The organism is Phytomonospora endophytica, assembly GCF_014202425.1.
Taxonomy (GTDB): Bacteria; Actinomycetota; Actinomycetes; order Mycobacteriales; family Micromonosporaceae; genus Phytomonospora; species Phytomonospora endophytica.
Genome location: NZ_JACHGT010000010.1, coordinates 91,801 through 106,815, shown reverse-complemented (window position 1 = coordinate 106,815; position 15,015 = coordinate 91,801). Strand labels below are relative to the sequence as shown.

General features: G+C 70.3%; 15 protein-coding genes. 10 read left to right on the top strand and 5 right to left on the bottom strand.

Annotation, left to right across the window (positions count from 1 at the left end; all coding sequences use genetic code 11):
* Window positions 1-158: 158 nt before the first annotated feature.
* The gene (locus HNR73_RS22920; RefSeq protein ID WP_184789649.1) at window positions 159-872 is read left to right on the top strand and encodes a DUF8817 family protein; all 714 of its coding nucleotides are present in this window, start codon (window positions 159-161) and stop codon (window positions 870-872) included.
* Window positions 873-875: 3 nt separating this feature from the next.
* Here the strand turns inward: HNR73_RS22920 and HNR73_RS22915 are convergent, their stop codons facing one another.
* Window positions 876-1,508, bottom strand: a complete 633-nt coding sequence (locus HNR73_RS22915; RefSeq protein ID WP_184789648.1) for a LysE family translocator — start codon at window positions 1,506-1,508, stop codon at window positions 876-878.
* Between the two features lie 243 nt (window positions 1,509-1,751).
* Between HNR73_RS22915 and HNR73_RS22910 the strand changes: the two genes are divergently transcribed.
* Genes HNR73_RS22910 through HNR73_RS22885 form a run of 6 tightly spaced genes read left to right on the top strand, consistent with a single transcriptional unit; the run spans window position 1,752 to window position 7,787 of the window.
* The gene (locus HNR73_RS22910) at window positions 1,752-2,861 is read left to right on the top strand and encodes an ABC transporter permease (protein ID WP_184789647.1); all 1,110 of its coding nucleotides are present in this window, start codon (window positions 1,752-1,754) and stop codon (window positions 2,859-2,861) included.
* Window positions 2,858-3,724 (top strand): ABC transporter permease, encoded by an 867-nt coding sequence (locus HNR73_RS22905; protein ID WP_184789646.1) that lies wholly within the window; start codon window positions 2,858-2,860, stop codon window positions 3,722-3,724. Before HNR73_RS22910 ends, HNR73_RS22905 begins: the two co-directional genes overlap by 4 nt.
* Before the next feature lie 8 nt (window positions 3,725-3,732).
* Window positions 3,733-4,776 (top strand): ABC transporter ATP-binding protein, encoded by a 1,044-nt coding sequence (locus HNR73_RS22900; RefSeq protein WP_184789645.1) that lies wholly within the window; start codon window positions 3,733-3,735, stop codon window positions 4,774-4,776.
* Window positions 4,769-5,812, top strand: coding sequence for an ABC transporter ATP-binding protein (locus HNR73_RS22895; protein WP_203686479.1), 1,044 nt, complete (start codon window positions 4,769-4,771; stop codon window positions 5,810-5,812). Before HNR73_RS22900 ends, HNR73_RS22895 begins: the two co-directional genes overlap by 8 nt.
* On the top strand, window positions 5,812-6,000 hold the full coding sequence (locus tag HNR73_RS22890; protein ID WP_184789644.1) for a hypothetical protein: 189 nt from the start codon (window positions 5,812-5,814) through the stop codon (window positions 5,998-6,000). The genes HNR73_RS22895 and HNR73_RS22890 overlap by 1 nt, the downstream gene beginning before the upstream one ends.
* Complete coding sequence (locus tag HNR73_RS22885; protein WP_203686481.1) at window positions 5,997-7,787, top strand: ABC transporter substrate-binding protein; 1,791 nt, start codon at window positions 5,997-5,999, stop codon at window positions 7,785-7,787. Before HNR73_RS22890 ends, HNR73_RS22885 begins: the two co-directional genes overlap by 4 nt.
* A 190-nt stretch (window positions 7,788-7,977) precedes the next feature.
* Here HNR73_RS22885 and HNR73_RS22880 read toward each other — a convergent pair whose 3' ends face one another.
* Together HNR73_RS22880 and HNR73_RS22875 are read right to left on the bottom strand one after the other, a co-directional pair.
* A complete protein-coding gene (locus HNR73_RS22880) occupies window positions 7,978-9,363 on the bottom strand; it encodes a serine hydrolase (RefSeq protein WP_184789643.1) in 1,386 nt (461 codons plus the stop codon).
* Between the two features lie 52 nt (window positions 9,364-9,415).
* Window positions 9,416-9,766, bottom strand: coding sequence for a DoxX family protein (locus tag HNR73_RS22875; protein ID WP_184789642.1), 351 nt, complete (start codon window positions 9,764-9,766; stop codon window positions 9,416-9,418).
* A 61-nt stretch (window positions 9,767-9,827) separates the two neighbouring features.
* On the opposite strand from HNR73_RS22875, the gene HNR73_RS22870 reads away from it, so the two are divergent.
* The 3 genes from HNR73_RS22870 (at window position 9,828) to HNR73_RS22860 (ending at window position 12,603) form a co-directional block, all read left to right on the top strand.
* On the top strand, window positions 9,828-10,724 hold the full coding sequence (locus tag HNR73_RS22870) for a LysR family transcriptional regulator (RefSeq protein ID WP_184789641.1): 897 nt from the start codon (window positions 9,828-9,830) through the stop codon (window positions 10,722-10,724).
* A 74-nt stretch (window positions 10,725-10,798) separates the two neighbouring features.
* Window positions 10,799-11,383, top strand: a complete 585-nt coding sequence (locus tag HNR73_RS22865; RefSeq protein WP_184789640.1) for an ArsR/SmtB family transcription factor — start codon at window positions 10,799-10,801, stop codon at window positions 11,381-11,383.
* A complete protein-coding gene (locus HNR73_RS22860; RefSeq protein WP_184789639.1) occupies window positions 11,380-12,603 on the top strand; it encodes an MFS transporter in 1,224 nt (407 codons plus the stop codon). Before HNR73_RS22865 ends, HNR73_RS22860 begins: the two co-directional genes overlap by 4 nt.
* 44 nt (window positions 12,604-12,647) lie before the next feature.
* On the opposite strand, the gene HNR73_RS22855 is transcribed toward HNR73_RS22860, so the two are convergent.
* On the bottom strand, window positions 12,648-13,910 hold the full coding sequence (locus HNR73_RS22855; protein ID WP_184789638.1) for an extracellular catalytic domain type 1 short-chain-length polyhydroxyalkanoate depolymerase: 1,263 nt from the start codon (window positions 13,908-13,910) through the stop codon (window positions 12,648-12,650).
* A gap of 85 nt (window positions 13,911-13,995) precedes the next feature.
* Window positions 13,996-14,991: a LacI family DNA-binding transcriptional regulator gene (locus tag HNR73_RS22850; protein WP_184789637.1), complete on the bottom strand. Its 996-nt coding sequence runs from the start codon at window positions 14,989-14,991 to the stop codon at window positions 13,996-13,998.
* Window positions 14,992-15,015: the final 24 nt, after the last annotated feature.

The window sequence follows — 15,015 nt, the reverse complement described above, 5'->3', positions numbered from 1 at the left end:
GTAGGGCCAAGGCTACCGAAGGTGGATGACGGCCTCGCCTTCAGGCCGGTGCGGCCTGGAACTTCCACCGGAAGTTGCATGGGACGATCCGGCCGGGAACTGTCACGCTCGCCGGGCGGACGCGTCCGGCGTCCGCCGAGACGAGAGGCGGACGGGCCGTGAACGAGGCGATCATCAGGGCGAACGAGATGACGGTGCCGGTGCTGGCGTGCACGTCGGCCGAGGAGACGCTGGAGTTCTACCGCGCGCTGGGGTTCGCGTCGGCCTACGCCCAGACGCGGCCGTACCTGTACTTGATCCTGCGGTGGAGCGGGATGGAACTGCATTTCGGCAAGCCGCTGTCCGGTGTGGACACCGCCGGCGGGGACGTGGGCGGTTGTGTGGTCATGGTCGACGCGGTGGCGCCGTACCACGCGGCCTTCACCGAGGCGATGCGCGCGAAGTACGGGAAGGTGCCGGCGACCGGACGGCCGCGCATCACCCGCCACCGGCCGGGGGCGTCGCGCTTCACCCTCGTCGACCCGGCGGGCAACAAGGTGGTCTTCGTCCAGCGTGATGAGCCCCTTGAGCTGGATTACGGCGGTTCCAGGAAGCTCAAGGGGCTGGCCAGGGCCCTCGACAACGCGCGCGTCCTCCGCGAGTTCAAGAACGACGACCGCGCGGCATCCCGGGCGCTGCGTTCGGCCCTGCGCAGGCACGGCGACGAGGCCACCGCGGTGGAACGCGCCCTGGCGCTGACCGTGCTCATCGAGCTCGCCATCGCCCTGGGAGAGGACGCCGAGATCGGGGCGTGGAGCCGGCGATTGGCCGAGATCCCTTTGACCGGGGAGGAACGCGCCCGGGTCGACGACGGTGTGACCCCGGGGTTTTGAGGCTCAGGCGTCCTCGGCCGCGAGCCTCGCGCCGAAGCCGAGGAGGGCGACGCCGGTTCCCGTGTCGAGGGCGCGCCGGACGAGCCGCCGGGCGAGGAACTCGCGGATCGTGTGGAGCCCGAAGACGAGGACGGTGAGGTAGCCCAGTGACAGCAGCGCGTGGGTGAACGCCAGCGGGAGGATCTGCGCGACGGAGGCCGACTCGGGGAGGAAGGGCGGCAGCACGGCGAGGTAGAAGACGAGGACCTTCGGGTTGGTGATGTTGGACAGGAAGCCCTGTCGCCAGCCGGATAGCGCGACCCGCCGCGCGGGTGTGGCCGGCGCGGCGGGGTCGGGCGCGTAGTCCCCGCGCCAGGCCGAGCGGAAGGCCTGGACGCCGAGGTAGACGAGGTAGGCGATGCCGAGCCAGGTGATCGCCTTGAACACCGGCTGGGACGCCACGATCAGCGCGCCGAGCCCGACGGCGGCGGCCAGGCCCTGGACGGCGTTCGAGGTGACGACGCCGACCGCCGCCCACCATCCGCCGCGGCGCCCGAGGGTCAGGGCGTTGCGGGTGATGACGGCGAAGTCCGGCCCGGGGACGACGACGAGTACCAGGGCGATGACGACGAAGGAGCCGTAGGCGTGCCAGTCCATGGCGCCGACGGTACCCGGGAGATCGCCGTCCGGCACTCCCTTGTGGACCCCCTCCCCCGGCTCCCCTTGGGAGAGAACGAAAGCGGCCTTTCCGGCGTTGTGGAACTCTTTTATTCAAGAAAGGTAACGATTTGATTCCACACCGGATCCACCCCTGGATTGCCAAGACACTCAACGGTTAACTTCCTTCTGTAAAGAGACTCAAAAAATGATCTTCACCACAGGTGCCCGAGGAGTCCGCGAGTGTCCGACCAAGCCCTCTCCCCGACCGCCAAGGCCCCGCCGCCCTCCCCACCGCCCAGACCCCCGGGAAGCGGCTCACTGATCGGCCGCGTCTGGCGCGCCTACGCGTTCCGGCGGTTCCGGCGAGCGGTCCTCGTCGTGTTCATCGTGACCAACGCCGGGTTCTTCCTGATGCGCGCGATGCCCGGCGACCCCGTCGACGTCCTCGCCGGCCAGATCAGCCAGCGCGGCGTGTCCCCCGTGGAGGCCAGGGCCCTCGCCATCCAGTCGCTGGCCTTCGATCCCGACGCGCCGATCTGGAAGCAGTGGTGGGAGTACTTCTCCGGCCTGGCCACCGGAGACATGGGCACCAGCGTCACCCAGGTCGGCGTCCCCGTCAGCGACGTCATCCTCAAGGTCCTGCCGTGGACGCTGTTCTCCGTCGGCGCCGGCGTCACCATCGCCATCACCCTCGGACTCCTCCTCGGCATGCTCATGGCCTACCGGCGCAACAGCCGCGTCGACCACGCCCTGAGCCTCATCGCCTCGGTCATGGGCGCCATCCCGAACTACCTCATCGCGATCGCCCTGGTCACCCTGGGCAGCACCGTCTTCGGCGTCATCGACTTCCTCAAGATGCGCGGCCGCTACAGCCAGGGCGTCGAGATCGGCTTCAACCTGGAGTTCATCGGCGACGCGCTCTACCACGGCATCCTGCCCATCGCGACCTACACGCTGGCGACCGTCGGCACCTGGATGCTCGTCATGAAGGCCGCCACCACCGAGGTCCTCGGCGACGACTACGTCACCGTCGCACGCGCCAGAGGCCTCACCGACAAACGGATCGCGCTCACCTACGTCGGCCGCAACGCCGTCCTGCCGCTCGTCCCGCAGGTCGCCATCGCCCTCGCCACGGTCATCGGCGGCGCGATCCTCGTCGAGCAGGTGCTCGCCTACGAGGGACTCGGCCTGCTCACCCTCGAATCGGTCAACAACCGCGACTACTTCGTCCTCCAGGGCGTCCTGGTGATCGGCACCTCCGTCGTGGTCTTCACCAACTGGATCGCCGACCTCGTCTACGGCCGGCTCGATCCCCGGGTCCGCGTGTCCGATGTGGAGGTCACGTCATGAGCAAGGGCACCGGCGGCACCCTCTCCGTCATGTGGCAGGGCATCACCCGCAGCCCCAGCGGCTTCACCGGAATGTGCCTGGTCGCCGCGATCCTCATCTTCGTCTTCGGCGGCCGCTTCCTCGTCGACCACCACAACCCGACCGACGCCGACGCGATCTGGAAACCCATGTCGGGCGCGCACTGGCTCGGCACGAACTTCGAGGGCAAGGACACCTTCACCAAACTCGTCCTCGGCGGCGCCGAACCGATCTGGGTCGGCGCGCTCGCCGCGGTCGTCACCGTCATCATCGCCGTCGTCCTCGGCGCCCTGGCAGGCTACCTGCGCGGACGCTTCGACGACCTCGTCCTCCAGCTGACCGACATCACCATGACGATGCCGTTCATCACCGTCCTGATCATCATCGCCTCCTACTTCCGCGAGATCTCGCCCTGGATGGTCGGGCTGATCATCGGGCTGCTGACCTGGCCGTTCCTCACCCGCTCCATCCGCGCGCAGGTCCTCAGCCTCAAGGAACGCGAGTTCATCGAGGCCGCGCAACTGCAGAACCTCGGCACCATGCGCATCGTCTTCGTCGACATCCTGCCCAACATGGCCGGCTACATCTTCATCAACTTCATCATCGCCGTCACCAACGCGATCTACGCGATCGTCGGCCTCTACCTCCTCGGCCTGCTCCCCTCGACCGCGGAGAACTGGGGCCTGATGATCCAGCAGGCCTGGCAGAACAGCGCCTACCTGCTCCCCCGCGCCCTTCCCTTCCTGCTCGCCCCGCTGGCGATGATCGCGCTGTTCCAGGTCGGCCTGGTGCTCATGACGCGCTCGCTGGAGCAGGCCCTCAACCCGCGCCTGCGCGACAGATAGGAGGCGACATGACCGAACCGATCCTCTCCGTGCGCGATCTGTCCATCATGTACACCACCGGCCGCAAGACCGGCGTCACCGCCGCCGCCGACGTCTCCTTCGACCTCTACCCGGGCCAGTCGATGGCGCTGGTCGGCGAGTCCGGCTGCGGCAAGACGACCCTCGGCCTCGGGCTGCTGCGACTCCTGCCGCGCCTGGGCAAGGTGTCCTCCGGCGAAATCGTGTACCGCTTCAAGGACGGTATGTCCCTCGACATCCTCCGCCTCGGCAAGGAGGACCTGCGGAAGTTCCGCTGGCACGAGGCCGCGATGGTGTTCCAGGGCGCGATGAACTCCTTCAACCCCGTCCTGCGCATCGGCGAGCACTTCACCGACACCCTGCGCTCGCACGAGGGCGGCGAGCGGCGCCTGACACGCGCCGACATCGCCGAACGCGCCGCCGAACTGCTGCGGATGGTGCGCCTCGAACCGGCGCGGGTGCTGCGCAGCTTCCCGCACGAACTGTCCGGCGGGATGAAGCAGCGGATCCTCATCGCGCTGGCGCTCGCGCTCGAACCGCAGGTGCTCGTCCTCGACGAGCCGACCACCGCGCTGGACATCCTCACGCAGCGGTCCATCGTGGAGCAGCTGCACGAGCTGCGCGAACGCCTCGGTTTCGCGATGGTGTTCATCACCCACGACCTCGGGTTGGCGGCCGAGCTCGCCGACCGGGTGGCGACGATGTACGCGGGCCGGATCATCGAGACGGGCACCGCCGAGGACGTGTTCTACGAGCCGCGGCATCCCTACACCGTCGGCCTGATCAAGGCGGTGCCGCCGGTCGTCGGGGACTTGCCGGAGCTGAGCTCGATCCCGGGTTCGCCGCCGAGTCTGGCCGATCTGCCCTCGGGGTGTTCGTTCCATCCGCGGTGCGGCTACGTGCGCGACGAGTGCACCGGCACGCGACCGGAGCTGACCGTGTTGACCGAGCGAGCCCTCGACGAGGGGCACGCCGCGGCGTGCCTGCGCGCCGGGGAGATCGAGTACACCCGCAAGGTGGTGGCCAGTGCCTGAACCGAGGATTCCCGCGCCGCGACGGCCCGAGGCGGGCACCACGCTGCTGGAGCTGACGGGCGTCGAGCAGACCTTCCACACCAAGCGCGGCGACGTGCCGGCCGTGGCGGGCGTCGACCTGACCGTGCGCGCCGGGAAGGTGCTGTGCCTGGTCGGTGAGTCGGGCTGCGGGAAGACGACCACCGCGCGGGCGGCGGCCGGGCTGACCCGCCCGACGGCGGGCACCGTCCGTTTCCGCGGTTCCGACGTGTCCACTCTCGACGCCAAGGGCAGGCAGGAGTTCCGGGAGGCGGTCCAGTACATCCACCAGGACCCCTACGCCTCGCTGAACCCGGTGCGGACGGTCTACTCGACGGTGACCGCGGGCCTGCGCCGGCACGGGCACGTCCGCGACCGGGCCGAGGCCCGCCGCAAGGCGGCCGAGCTGCTCGAACGCGTCGACCTGACCCCGGCGGAGTCCTACCTGGACAAGTACCCGCATCAGCTCTCCGGCGGACAGCGGCAGCGCGTCGCGATCGCCCGCGCGCTGGCGATGGACTCCGAGGTGCTCATCGCCGACGAGTCGACCTCGATGCTCGACGTGTCGATCCGCGTGAGCCTGCTCAACACCCTGGGGCGGCTGCGCGACCAGCTCAACGTCGGCTTCCTGTTCATCACGCACGATCTGGCCGTCGCGAAGTACTTCGCCTGGGACGGCGACATCGCGGTGATGTACCTCGGCCGGATCGTCGAGCAGGGGCCGACGCCGCAGATCATCAACGATCCGCAGCACCCGTACACCAAGGCGCTGATCTCGGCGGTCTGCGAACCGGACCCCCGCCTGGCCCGCGCGAAGAAGGCCGTCCGGCTGCGCGGCTCGGAGATCCCGAGCCTGACCGAGCTGCCGAACGGCTGCACGTTCCATCCCAGGTGCCCGCTGTTCGAGGCGGACACCTGCGATTCGGCCGCGCCGCCGCTGAGTCTCCTCGATGGAGGGACGCGGCTGCTGGCCTGTCACGTGGTCGCACGGGACCACGAGCAGGCCGGAGTCGGCTGATGCTGGCCCTCCTGGCCCGGCTGGGCCTCTACATGGCGATCTTCCTGACCGTCCTGCCCGCTTTGATGCTGCTCTTCCTGGAGCCGCGGTCCGCCGAGTTCGTCGTCACCGCGCTGACCCTCGGCATGGGCCTGTTTCTGGCCCTCATCTCCTCCCTTGCCCTGTATCGAGAAAGGAAGAGGCTGTGACCTCTCAGTTCGACATCTCCCGGCGGCGCCTGCTGCAACTCATGGGTCTGACCGCGGTGGCGGCGACCGGCGTCGGTGCCCTCGGCGCCTGCGCCGCCGACGATGGCGACGGCGGCCAGAAGAGCGGCGGTGAGTTCACCGGCGTCTACGACTTCAACCGCGACACGCAGAACATGAACGTCGCCGACAACAACGGCGCCCTGCTCATGTCCTCGATCTACTCCGACCTGTTCATGACGACGGGCGCCATCTACGACTGGGCCAGCAAGGCGTGGATCTATCAGCTCATCGAGTCCTCGGCCTGGGAGGGGCCGGTCTTGACGGTCAACGTCCGCAAGGGCGTCAAGTGGAGCGACGGCACCGACGTGGTCGCGGCCGACTTCCACCAGACCTATGCCGCGCTCGTGCTCAACACGCCCGCGTGGGGCGACGCGTGGCCGTTCGTGAAGCAGATCGAGGCCGCCGACGACCACACGCTGAAGCTGACCTTCGAGAACCCCTACCCGGGCATCGAGCGGCCGGTGCTCAAGCAGCGGGTGTGGGCCAAGTCGAGCCACGGCGTCCTCGGTGACAAGGCGATCGCGCTGCTGGCCGACGGCGTCAAGAACGGCGATGACGAGCAGGTCGCGTTCAACGACGAGCTGCTCGCGCTCAAGCCCACCGACTACGTGTGCAGCGGCCCGTTCAAGCTGGACCTGGCGCAGAGCTCCGACACCGTGCTGAGCTTCGTGAAGAACACCGGCGGATTCGCCGCCTCCACGGTCCGCTTCGACAAGGTGACGATCTACAAGGGCGACAACAAGGCCGCCGCGCAGTTCCTCGTCGAGCGCAAGCTGGACTACGCGACGAACGCGTTCACGCCGACCGAGCAGGAGACCTTCACGGCCGTGCCCGGCCTGAAGCTCCTGGAGACGCCCGGCTACGACGGTGCCGGACTGATGTTCAACTACGCCGCCAAGCCCGAGCTGAAGGACGTCCGTGTACGCAAGGCCCTGGCGTACGCGATCAACTTCGACCAGGTCGGCAAGATCGCGCGCGGCAGCACCTACTACGTCTCGAAGTACCACAACGGTCTGCCCGACGTGCACTCCGAGGAGCTGTTCACGCCCGAGCAGCTGGCGACGTTCACCGTGTACGGCAATGACACGGCCAAGGCCGAGGCACTGCTCAACGAGGCCGGATGGTCCAAGAAGGACGGTTCCTGGCTCCTGCCCGACGGCAAGAAGGCGTCCTACGAGATCATCGGCGTGGCCGGCTGGAACGACTTCGAGCTGACCGCCACGCAGGTCCAGGAGGCCTGGACGGCCTTCGGGATCGAGACGAAGGCCAGCAACGTCCCGGCCGACAACCCTTGGGGCGTCTGGGGTTCCGGCTCCTACGAGATCGCCGTGCGGCACTGGGGCAATCCCTTCAACCCCGACTACTGGGGCTCGGGCTTCACCAACTTCCAGATGGACAACGGGCGCACCGAGGAGACGCCCGGGCAGATGCTGGACCTGAAGATGACCAGCCCGACGCTCGGCGAGGTCGATCTCGACGCGCTCATCCTCACCTCCAAGACCGCCCCCGACCTGGAGGCGCAGAAGGAGGCGTGCCGCAAGATCGCCACGATCTTCAACGAGCTCCTGCCGAGGATCCCGATCTGGGGCTACAAGTACGTCAGCCCGAGCATCGAGGGCGTCCGCGTGGAGAAGTTCGACACCGCGCACTCCACCAACAAGAACCAGGTGTACCAGGACAACCCGGTCATCCTGTCGGTTCTCGACGGACGACTCGGGCCGGCCTGACCGTGACGCGCCGCCCGATCCTCTCCTGGCGGGCGAGGCGGCGTGACGGTGAACCGTGCGGCGGCGGGTTCGCCCGCCGCCGCACGGTCGACGGGCCGTGAGGGCCGGTGCACCGCGACGGGGTGCACCGGCCCGGCTCCGTGTGGGGACCGAAATTCGGTGGTGTCGGGCTACGGCCGCCGCGCGCCGGCTATGCCACGCGCGGGTTGGCGCGGTGGTTGTGCAGGTACGCGGCCCGTCCGTCGGCTGTGGACTCCACGAAGACGAGCGGCATCCCCTGGTCGTCGTCGCCGGTGACACCGACGAACAGGTCGTCTTCGACATGCAGCAGTTCGCGCCGGGGCGGGGCCGGGCTCAGGTCGGCCAGGTCGGGCCCGATCGTGGTCTCCATCCACAGTCGGCCGTCTGCCGCGGTGACGTCGAAGCGCTGGAGACTCGACTCGTAGGAGCCGGTGTAGCGCTCGACGTTCGCGACGGGTACGGGCTTCTCCGGCCTCACCAGCGGTGGCGGCAGCTCCATCCCGGCCAGCTCGCCCAGCACACGGCCGAAGATCTTCCGGTACAGGCCGACGGCGTCGCCGCCGTTGGTGAGCAGGACGACCGCGATGCCCTTGCCGGGGACCAGGCGCATGAAGGCCGACTGCCCGATCGTGTTGCCGTCGTGGCCGATGACCTCGCCGCCGGGCAGGTCGTAGAGGTGCCAGCCGAGTCCGAGTCGGCCCGGCAGGAGGGAGCGGCGCGGGATCTCGGCTTCGGGAACGCGCGTCCGCAGCACCGACTCCTCCGACAGCAGCCGTGTGCCGTGGGGGGTGACCCCGCCGTCGAGGTGCATCCGGGCGAAGGCGAGCAGTTCGCGGGCGGAGGTCGACAGCATCGCTCCGGCGGGGCCGTTGGAGGCGGGCAGGCCCCAGACGGCGGCGACCTCGGGTGCGGCGTCCGGCTCGGGTTCGATGTGGCCGACGGCGGCGCGGTGCAGGATCGCCTCGCCGGGGCCGGTGGCCACGCGGATACCGAGCGGTCCGGCGATTTCGCCGTGGATCGCCGCCGACCAGGTCGTGCCGCGCACGACCTCGACGATGCGGCCGAGGACGCAGAAGCCGGCGTTGTTGTAGGAGAACATCACGCCCGGCGGGAGGGTCTGGGCGACCGAGGGGAGGATCTCGGCGATGAAGCGGGCGACGGCGTCGTCGCCGGGGCCGGTGTCCTTGAAGACGTCGCCTTCGAAGCCGGAGGTGTGGCTGAGCAGCTGCCGGACGGTGACGCGCGCGGAGGTGTCGGGCTCGGCGGTGCGGAACTCCGGCAGATACTTCACGACCGACGCGTCGAGTTCGACGAGGCCTTCGTCGACCAGGCGCATGATGAGCGTCGTGGTCCAGATCTTGGTCACCGACCCGATCTGGAAGAGCGTGTCGGTGGTCGCCGGGATTCCCGCGCGGAGGTTGGCCGAGCCCGCGGCCGCCTCGACGACGCGCCCGTCGGCGAGCACGGCCACGGCAGCGCCGACGACCTTGTGCTCGGTGAGCAGGTCCGGCAGTCGCCGGGTGATCCAGTCGGAAACCTCGTCGAACGCGGTCATCGGCGTCTCCCAAGCGTCGGGGGTGGTGGTCGGGACCGATGCTAGTGCGATTTCAGGTCAGGAGCAGTAGTGCGAGGGAGGCGATGGCGGTGGCGAGGAAGAACGCGGGGAAGGGGATGCTGGCCAGGGCGCGGGCGCGGATGTGGGCGATGATCGCGCCGATGTAGAAGAGGACGAGGCCGACGGCGGCGGCGATCCCGAGGGGTTCGACGCCGAGGAGGCCGAGGAGCAGGCCGACGGCTCCGGCGCCTTTGGCCAGGCCGAGCGGGATGAGCCAGGAGCGGGGGACGCCGACGCGTTCGGCGTTGGCGAGCATGAACTTCGCGTGCACGAAGGCGGCGAGGGCCTCGAAGGTGTTAAGGCCGATCGTGACGACGGTGACGATCACGTAGGCGGTGTACATGCCGACCAGTCTGCGAAGGTGTCCTCGTCCTGTCCAATACCTGCTTCTATAGCCTGGCGGCATGGATGTGGACACGCGCCTGCTGCGTTATTTCGCCGCTGTGGCCGACGAGGGGAATCTGAGCCGGGCGGCCGAGCGGCTGTTCGTGTCGCAGCCGACGCTGACCAAGCAGATCCGGCAGCTGGAGCGAGCACTGGGGGCGGTGCTGTTCACCCGTTCGCGGGCCGGGATGGCACTGACGGAGGCGGGAAGGGCCTTGGCGGCACGGGTTCCGGAGTTGCTGGCCGGATGGGACGAGGTGGCCGCTGAGACACGGCGGGCGGCGGGCCGGGCGTCGCGGGTGCTGCGGGTGGGTTTCCTCGCCAGTGCCGCCAATGAGGCCACGCGGAGGATCATCGTCGCCTTCCGGGAGCGGCGGCCGGACTGGCGGGTCGAGATGGTGCAGTCCTCGTGGGGCGATCCGACCGCCGGGCTCGCCGGTGGCGGGGTGGGCGCCGCGCTCGTGCGCCTGCCCTTTCCCGGCCAGGACGGGTTGCGGGTCGAGGAGCTGTTCAGTGAGCCGAGGCTGCTGGCGGTGCACTCGGCGCATCCGCTCGCCGCCCGTGACCGGGTCGACTTCGCCGAGCTGCTCGACGAGCCTTTCGTGGCCGCGCCCGTCGAGACCGGTGCGTGGCGTGACTTCTGGCTGGCGAGCGAGCGGCGCGGTGGGCGTCCGCCGGTGGTCGGTGCGGTCACCGACCAGCCCGACGCCTGGCTCAGCGCCATCGCCAACGGCGACGGCGTCGCGCTGGCGCCCGAGTCGGCGGCGCGCTTCTACGCGCGGCCCGGGATCACGTACCTGCCGGTCGACGGTGTCGAGCCGACGCGGGTCGGGGTCGCGTGGACGGCCGCCGGGGACGCCGATGCGGTGGTGCGGGACTTCGTGGCGTGCTGTCTGGAGGTGCGGACGGGGGCCTGAACCTTCGGCCGGTAATTGCAAAGACCTTTGCAAAGCTCTATGCAAAGGTCTTTGCGGTTGCTAGGCTTCCCTTCATGACCGACACCCCGCTGCCCGCCCACACCGCGTCCAGAAACCTCGCGGGCGTCGCCCACCCCACCCGCGTGCGCATCCTCGCGCTGCTGCGCACCGACGGCCCCACGACCGCCACGGCCCTCGCCGCCCGGCTCGGCCTCAACAGCGGCGCCACCAGCTACCACCTGCGCCAGCTGGCCGAGCACGGCTTCGTCGCCGACGATCCCGAACGCGGTAACCGCCGGGAGCGCTGGTGGAAGGCCGCGCAGGACAGCACGGCCCCGCCCGAGGAGGACTCGCTGTCCGACGACACCGGCCTCGGTGTCGCCTACCTGCGCTCGGTGGCACGCGTCCAGTCCGAGGACATGCAGGCCGCCGTCGACGCGCTGCCGGCCCTGCCGGTGACCTGGCGGGCGGCCTTCGACCTCAGCGACTACGCGCTCCGCCTGACGGCCGAGGCGGCCGCCGAACTGGGCGCCGAACTGCACGCCGTCCTGCGCCGGTACTCCGCCGACGCCGCGCCCCTGCGGTCGGCCGCCGACGGAACCGCACGCGTCACCGTCCAGCTCCAGATGTTCCCCGACCTCGGCGACGCCGGGCGATGACCGCCGTCCTCACCGAGCGCCGCACCGTCCGCCGCTCCGTCCGCGGCCTTGTCGGCGTCCTCGCCGCCAACGCCTCGGCCTGGTCGGCGACCCGGCTGATGTCGATCGCGCTGCCCTGGTTCGTGCTCTCCGCGACGGGTTCGGCGACCAGCACGGGCATCGTCGCCTTCGCCCAGACCGCGCCCTATGTCGTCGTGCAGCTGCTGGCCGGACCGCTGATCGACCGCGTCGGGCCGCGCCGGGTCAGCATCGTCTGCGACCTGATCGCCACGGCCGCCCTCGCCACCGTCCCCCTGCTGTACCTGCTCGACACGCTCCCGCTGTGGGCGCTGGCCGTGCTGGTCGCCGTCGCCGGCGCCGCCGACGGGCCGTCCAACGTCGCCAAGGCCGTCTTCGTGCCCACCGTGGCGAAGCAGGCGCGGGTTCCGCTGGAACGCGTCGCGGGCCTGACCGGTGCGATAGAGCGGACCGCCACGATCATCGGACCGGCGATCGCCGGCGTGGTCATCGCCTACTTCGGCGGCGTCCACGCGCTGTGGATGGCCGCGGCGCTCCTCGCCGTCGGCGCGCTCATCGTCGGCGTGACGCTGCCCGATCCCCCGGCCGAACGCGAGCTCGGCGAGAGCTACCTCAAGCGCTTCCGGGAAGGCGCGCGCTTCCTGCGCGACGAAGGGCTGCTGCGGTCCATCACCGGGATGACCGCCATGACCAACATGCTCGACCAGGCCTTCATGGCGGTGCTGCTCCCGGTGTGGGCCAAGCAGGCCGGGCACGGGCCGGAGACGATCGGGCTCGTCGTGAGCGTCTTCGCCGCGACGTCCATCGTGGCCAGCCTCGCCGCCGCCGCGATCGGTGACCGGCTCCCCCGCCGGGCCGTCTACCTCATCGGCATCACCGTGGGCGGTGTGCCGCGTTTCGCCGCCCTCGCCCTCGGCCTGCCGCTCCCGGCCGTGCTGGCCGTGTTCGCCCTTGGCGGACTGGGATCGGGGTTCGTCAACCCGATCATCGGCGCCGTGATCTACGAGCGCGTCCCCGCCGGGCTCCTCGGCCGGGTGAAGACCCTCACCAGCGCGGTGGGCTGGTCGGGCATCCCCTTCGGCGGACTGCTCGGCGGGGGCGTCATCGCCCTGGCCGGACTCTCCGGTGCGATGTGGATCGTCGGCGGCGTCTATCTTCTCGCGATCGTCCTGCCGGGACTGCACGACGAGTGGACCCGCTGAACCGGCGCGCCCGTCCCTCCACGAGGGACGGGCGCGGCGCGCGCTCAGACGACCGCGCAGGCGGTTGCGTTGAGGGTGAAGGCGGCCGGTTCACCCGTGCCGCCGGTGTGCGTTGCCTGGAAGCCGATCCCGACCGAGGCACCCGGCGCGATCGCCGCGTTGTAGGAGGCGTTGCGGGCGGTGACCTGCCCGCTGGCCGGGCTGTAGGAGGCGTTCCAGCCCGAGGTGATGGTCTGTCCACCGGGGAGGGTGAAGACCAGCGACCAGCCGTTGACGGGCGTCGTGCTCGTGTTGGTGATCGTGACGCTCGCGGTCAGACCGGTGTTCCAGGCGTTGACCGTGTAGGCGACGCGGCACGGCCCGGTCGGCGGCGGGGTGGTGCCGCCGTCGAGGCCGAAGAAGGCCAGCGCCATCGCGGCCATCCCGCCCTGCGGCAGGTTGTGGCCCAGGTCGCTGATGGAGATCGCCTCGACCGGCGCGGTCGTCCCCGCCGAGCCGTAGCGGGTGCGGGTCCAGTTCGCCTGCGGACTGTCCGTATAGGACGGTGTCTGGCTCACGCCGTGGACGTTGGTCCACTGCTTGATCTCTTCGGCGAGGTTCGGGTAGCGCAGGATGTCGTCGAGCGCGCCGTGCCACAGCTGCATGCGCGGCCGGGCACCGGTGTAGCCCGGGTAGGCACCGCGCGCGAGGTCGCCCCACGCCTGCGGGGTCTTGCTGATCTGCCCGTTGGCGCAGGCGCTGTTCCAGCTCGAGCCGTCGGTGGTGGCGAAGCAGCCGAAAGGCACGCCCATGAAGGCCGCGCCCGCCTTGAACACGTCCGGATAGTCCCCGAGCAGGACGTTGGTCATCATGGCGCCCGAGGAGGCCCCGGCGGCGTAGACCCGCGCCGGATCGGCGTTGTGGCGCTGGAGGACGTAGTTCACCATCGACACGATCCCGACCGGGTCGCTGTTGCCGTCGTGGCGCAGCGCTCCGGGCGAGGAGACGTCGAAGCACTGCCCGGAACGGGTCGCCGAGGGATAGATGACGATGAAACCGCGCTGGTCGGCGAGCCGGGCGAACTCGGTGCCGGAGTAGAACGCCGGACCCGAGCCGGTGCAGTAGTGGATCGCGACGAGGACGGCCGGGCGGGCCGTGACCGAGTCGGGGACGTAGAGGTGCATGCGCAGGCCGGTGGGGTTGGCGCCGAAGCCGGTGATCTCGGTGAGGGACGCCGCCGAGGCGGGCGCGGGCAGTGCGGTGACGAGTCCGGTGGTCAGCAGGACGGCGGCGAGCAGGCCGCGTAAGGACATGGTGAGGCGGTGCATGGAAACTCCCGTTCGTCGGCCGGGCGCCCAACACGTCCGGCGAGAAGCGGACCGGAAATGTTTCACATCCTCCTCTGAAATGTTTCTACGGGCAAGGCCCGGTGCTCTCCCGGAGGACGAGCGTCGTGCCCAGTTCGACGCGTGTCTCGGCCGGGCGCCGGCCCCGGGCCAGTTCGGCGATCAGCCCGACGGCGGTCTCGCCCATGCGCGCCAGGGGCTGCCGGACGGTCGTCAGGGGAGGTCCGGCCCAGGCGGTGAACGGGAGGTCGTCGAAGCCGACGACGCTCAGATCCTCGGGAATGCGCACGCTCGCCGCGCGTGCCGCCTGGTAGACGCCCATCGCCTGGAGGTCGTTGGCGCACACGATCGCCGTGGGCGGTTCGGGCAGCGCCAGAAGTTCCTCCGCCGCGCGTCTTCCGCCTTCGACGTACAAGACGTCCTCGCGGACGAGCGCCGGCACGCCCGCCTCGTCCATGGCGGCGCGGTAGCCGTCGAGACGCGCCCGGCAGCACGGCCACGCGCCCGGCCCGGCGACGGCCGCGACGCGGCGGTGGCCGAGGGCAAGGAGGTGCCGGGTCGCCGAGAGACCGCCGGTCCAGTTCGTCGCGCCGACCGAGGGCGTCTCGTGCAGCGGTTCGCCGGTCGGGTCGATGACGACCAGCGGGATCGCGCGGGTCGCCAGGCGCGACTGCTGTCCCGCTGTCAGCTCGGAGAAGACGGCGATCACGCCGGTCGGGCGGCGGGCCAGGATCTGCTCGGTCCAGGCCTTCTCGGGCGTCAGGCGGCCCTGCATCTCGGTGAGCAGGACGGCGAGCCCGTGCGTGCGGGCGCCGTGCTCGACCCCGCGGATGATCTCCAGCGCCCAGTGGCTCTCCAGGGCGTGGAAGACGAGTTCGACGACCGCCGCGGGCTCGGCGCGCGGCCCACGGTAGCCGTGCTCGCGGAGGACCTCCTCGACCCGGCGGCGGGTGTCGGGGGCGACGCCGGCGTGGCCGTTGATGACGCGTGACACCGTCGGCGCCGACACCCTGGCCAGCGCCGCGATGTGCGCCACGGTCGGCTCCCGTCGGCCTGCGTTCATCGCGCAAGTCTAGGTCCGCGCGGG

What these genes read in the sequence shown, in the direction of transcription:
- HNR73_RS22915 (WP_184789648.1), bottom strand. Translation starts at nt 1,508, where the DNA reads ATGGACTGGCACGCCTACGGCTCCTTCGTCGTCATCGCCCTGGTACTC.
- HNR73_RS22905 (WP_184789646.1), top strand. Translation starts at nt 2,858, where the DNA reads ATGAGCAAGGGCACCGGCGGCACCCTCTCCGTCATGTGGCAGGGCATC.
- HNR73_RS22900 (WP_184789645.1), top strand. Translation starts at nt 3,733, where the DNA reads ATGACCGAACCGATCCTCTCCGTGCGCGATCTGTCCATCATGTACACC.
- HNR73_RS22890 (WP_184789644.1), top strand. Translation starts at nt 5,812, where the DNA reads ATGCTGGCCCTCCTGGCCCGGCTGGGCCTCTACATGGCGATCTTCCTG.
- HNR73_RS22880 (WP_184789643.1), bottom strand. Translation starts at nt 9,363, where the DNA reads ATGACCGCGTTCGACGAGGTTTCCGACTGGATCACCCGGCGACTGCCG.
- HNR73_RS22875 (WP_184789642.1), bottom strand. Translation starts at nt 9,766, where the DNA reads ATGTACACCGCCTACGTGATCGTCACCGTCGTCACGATCGGCCTTAAC.
- HNR73_RS22870 (WP_184789641.1), top strand. Translation starts at nt 9,828, where the DNA reads ATGGATGTGGACACGCGCCTGCTGCGTTATTTCGCCGCTGTGGCCGAC.
- HNR73_RS22865 (WP_184789640.1), top strand. Translation starts at nt 10,799, where the DNA reads ATGACCGACACCCCGCTGCCCGCCCACACCGCGTCCAGAAACCTCGCG.
- HNR73_RS22860 (WP_184789639.1), top strand. Translation starts at nt 11,380, where the DNA reads ATGACCGCCGTCCTCACCGAGCGCCGCACCGTCCGCCGCTCCGTCCGC.
- HNR73_RS22855 (WP_184789638.1), bottom strand. Translation starts at nt 13,910, where the DNA reads ATGCACCGCCTCACCATGTCCTTACGCGGCCTGCTCGCCGCCGTCCTG.
- HNR73_RS22850 (WP_184789637.1), bottom strand. Translation starts at nt 14,991, where the DNA reads ATGAACGCAGGCCGACGGGAGCCGACCGTGGCGCACATCGCGGCGCTG.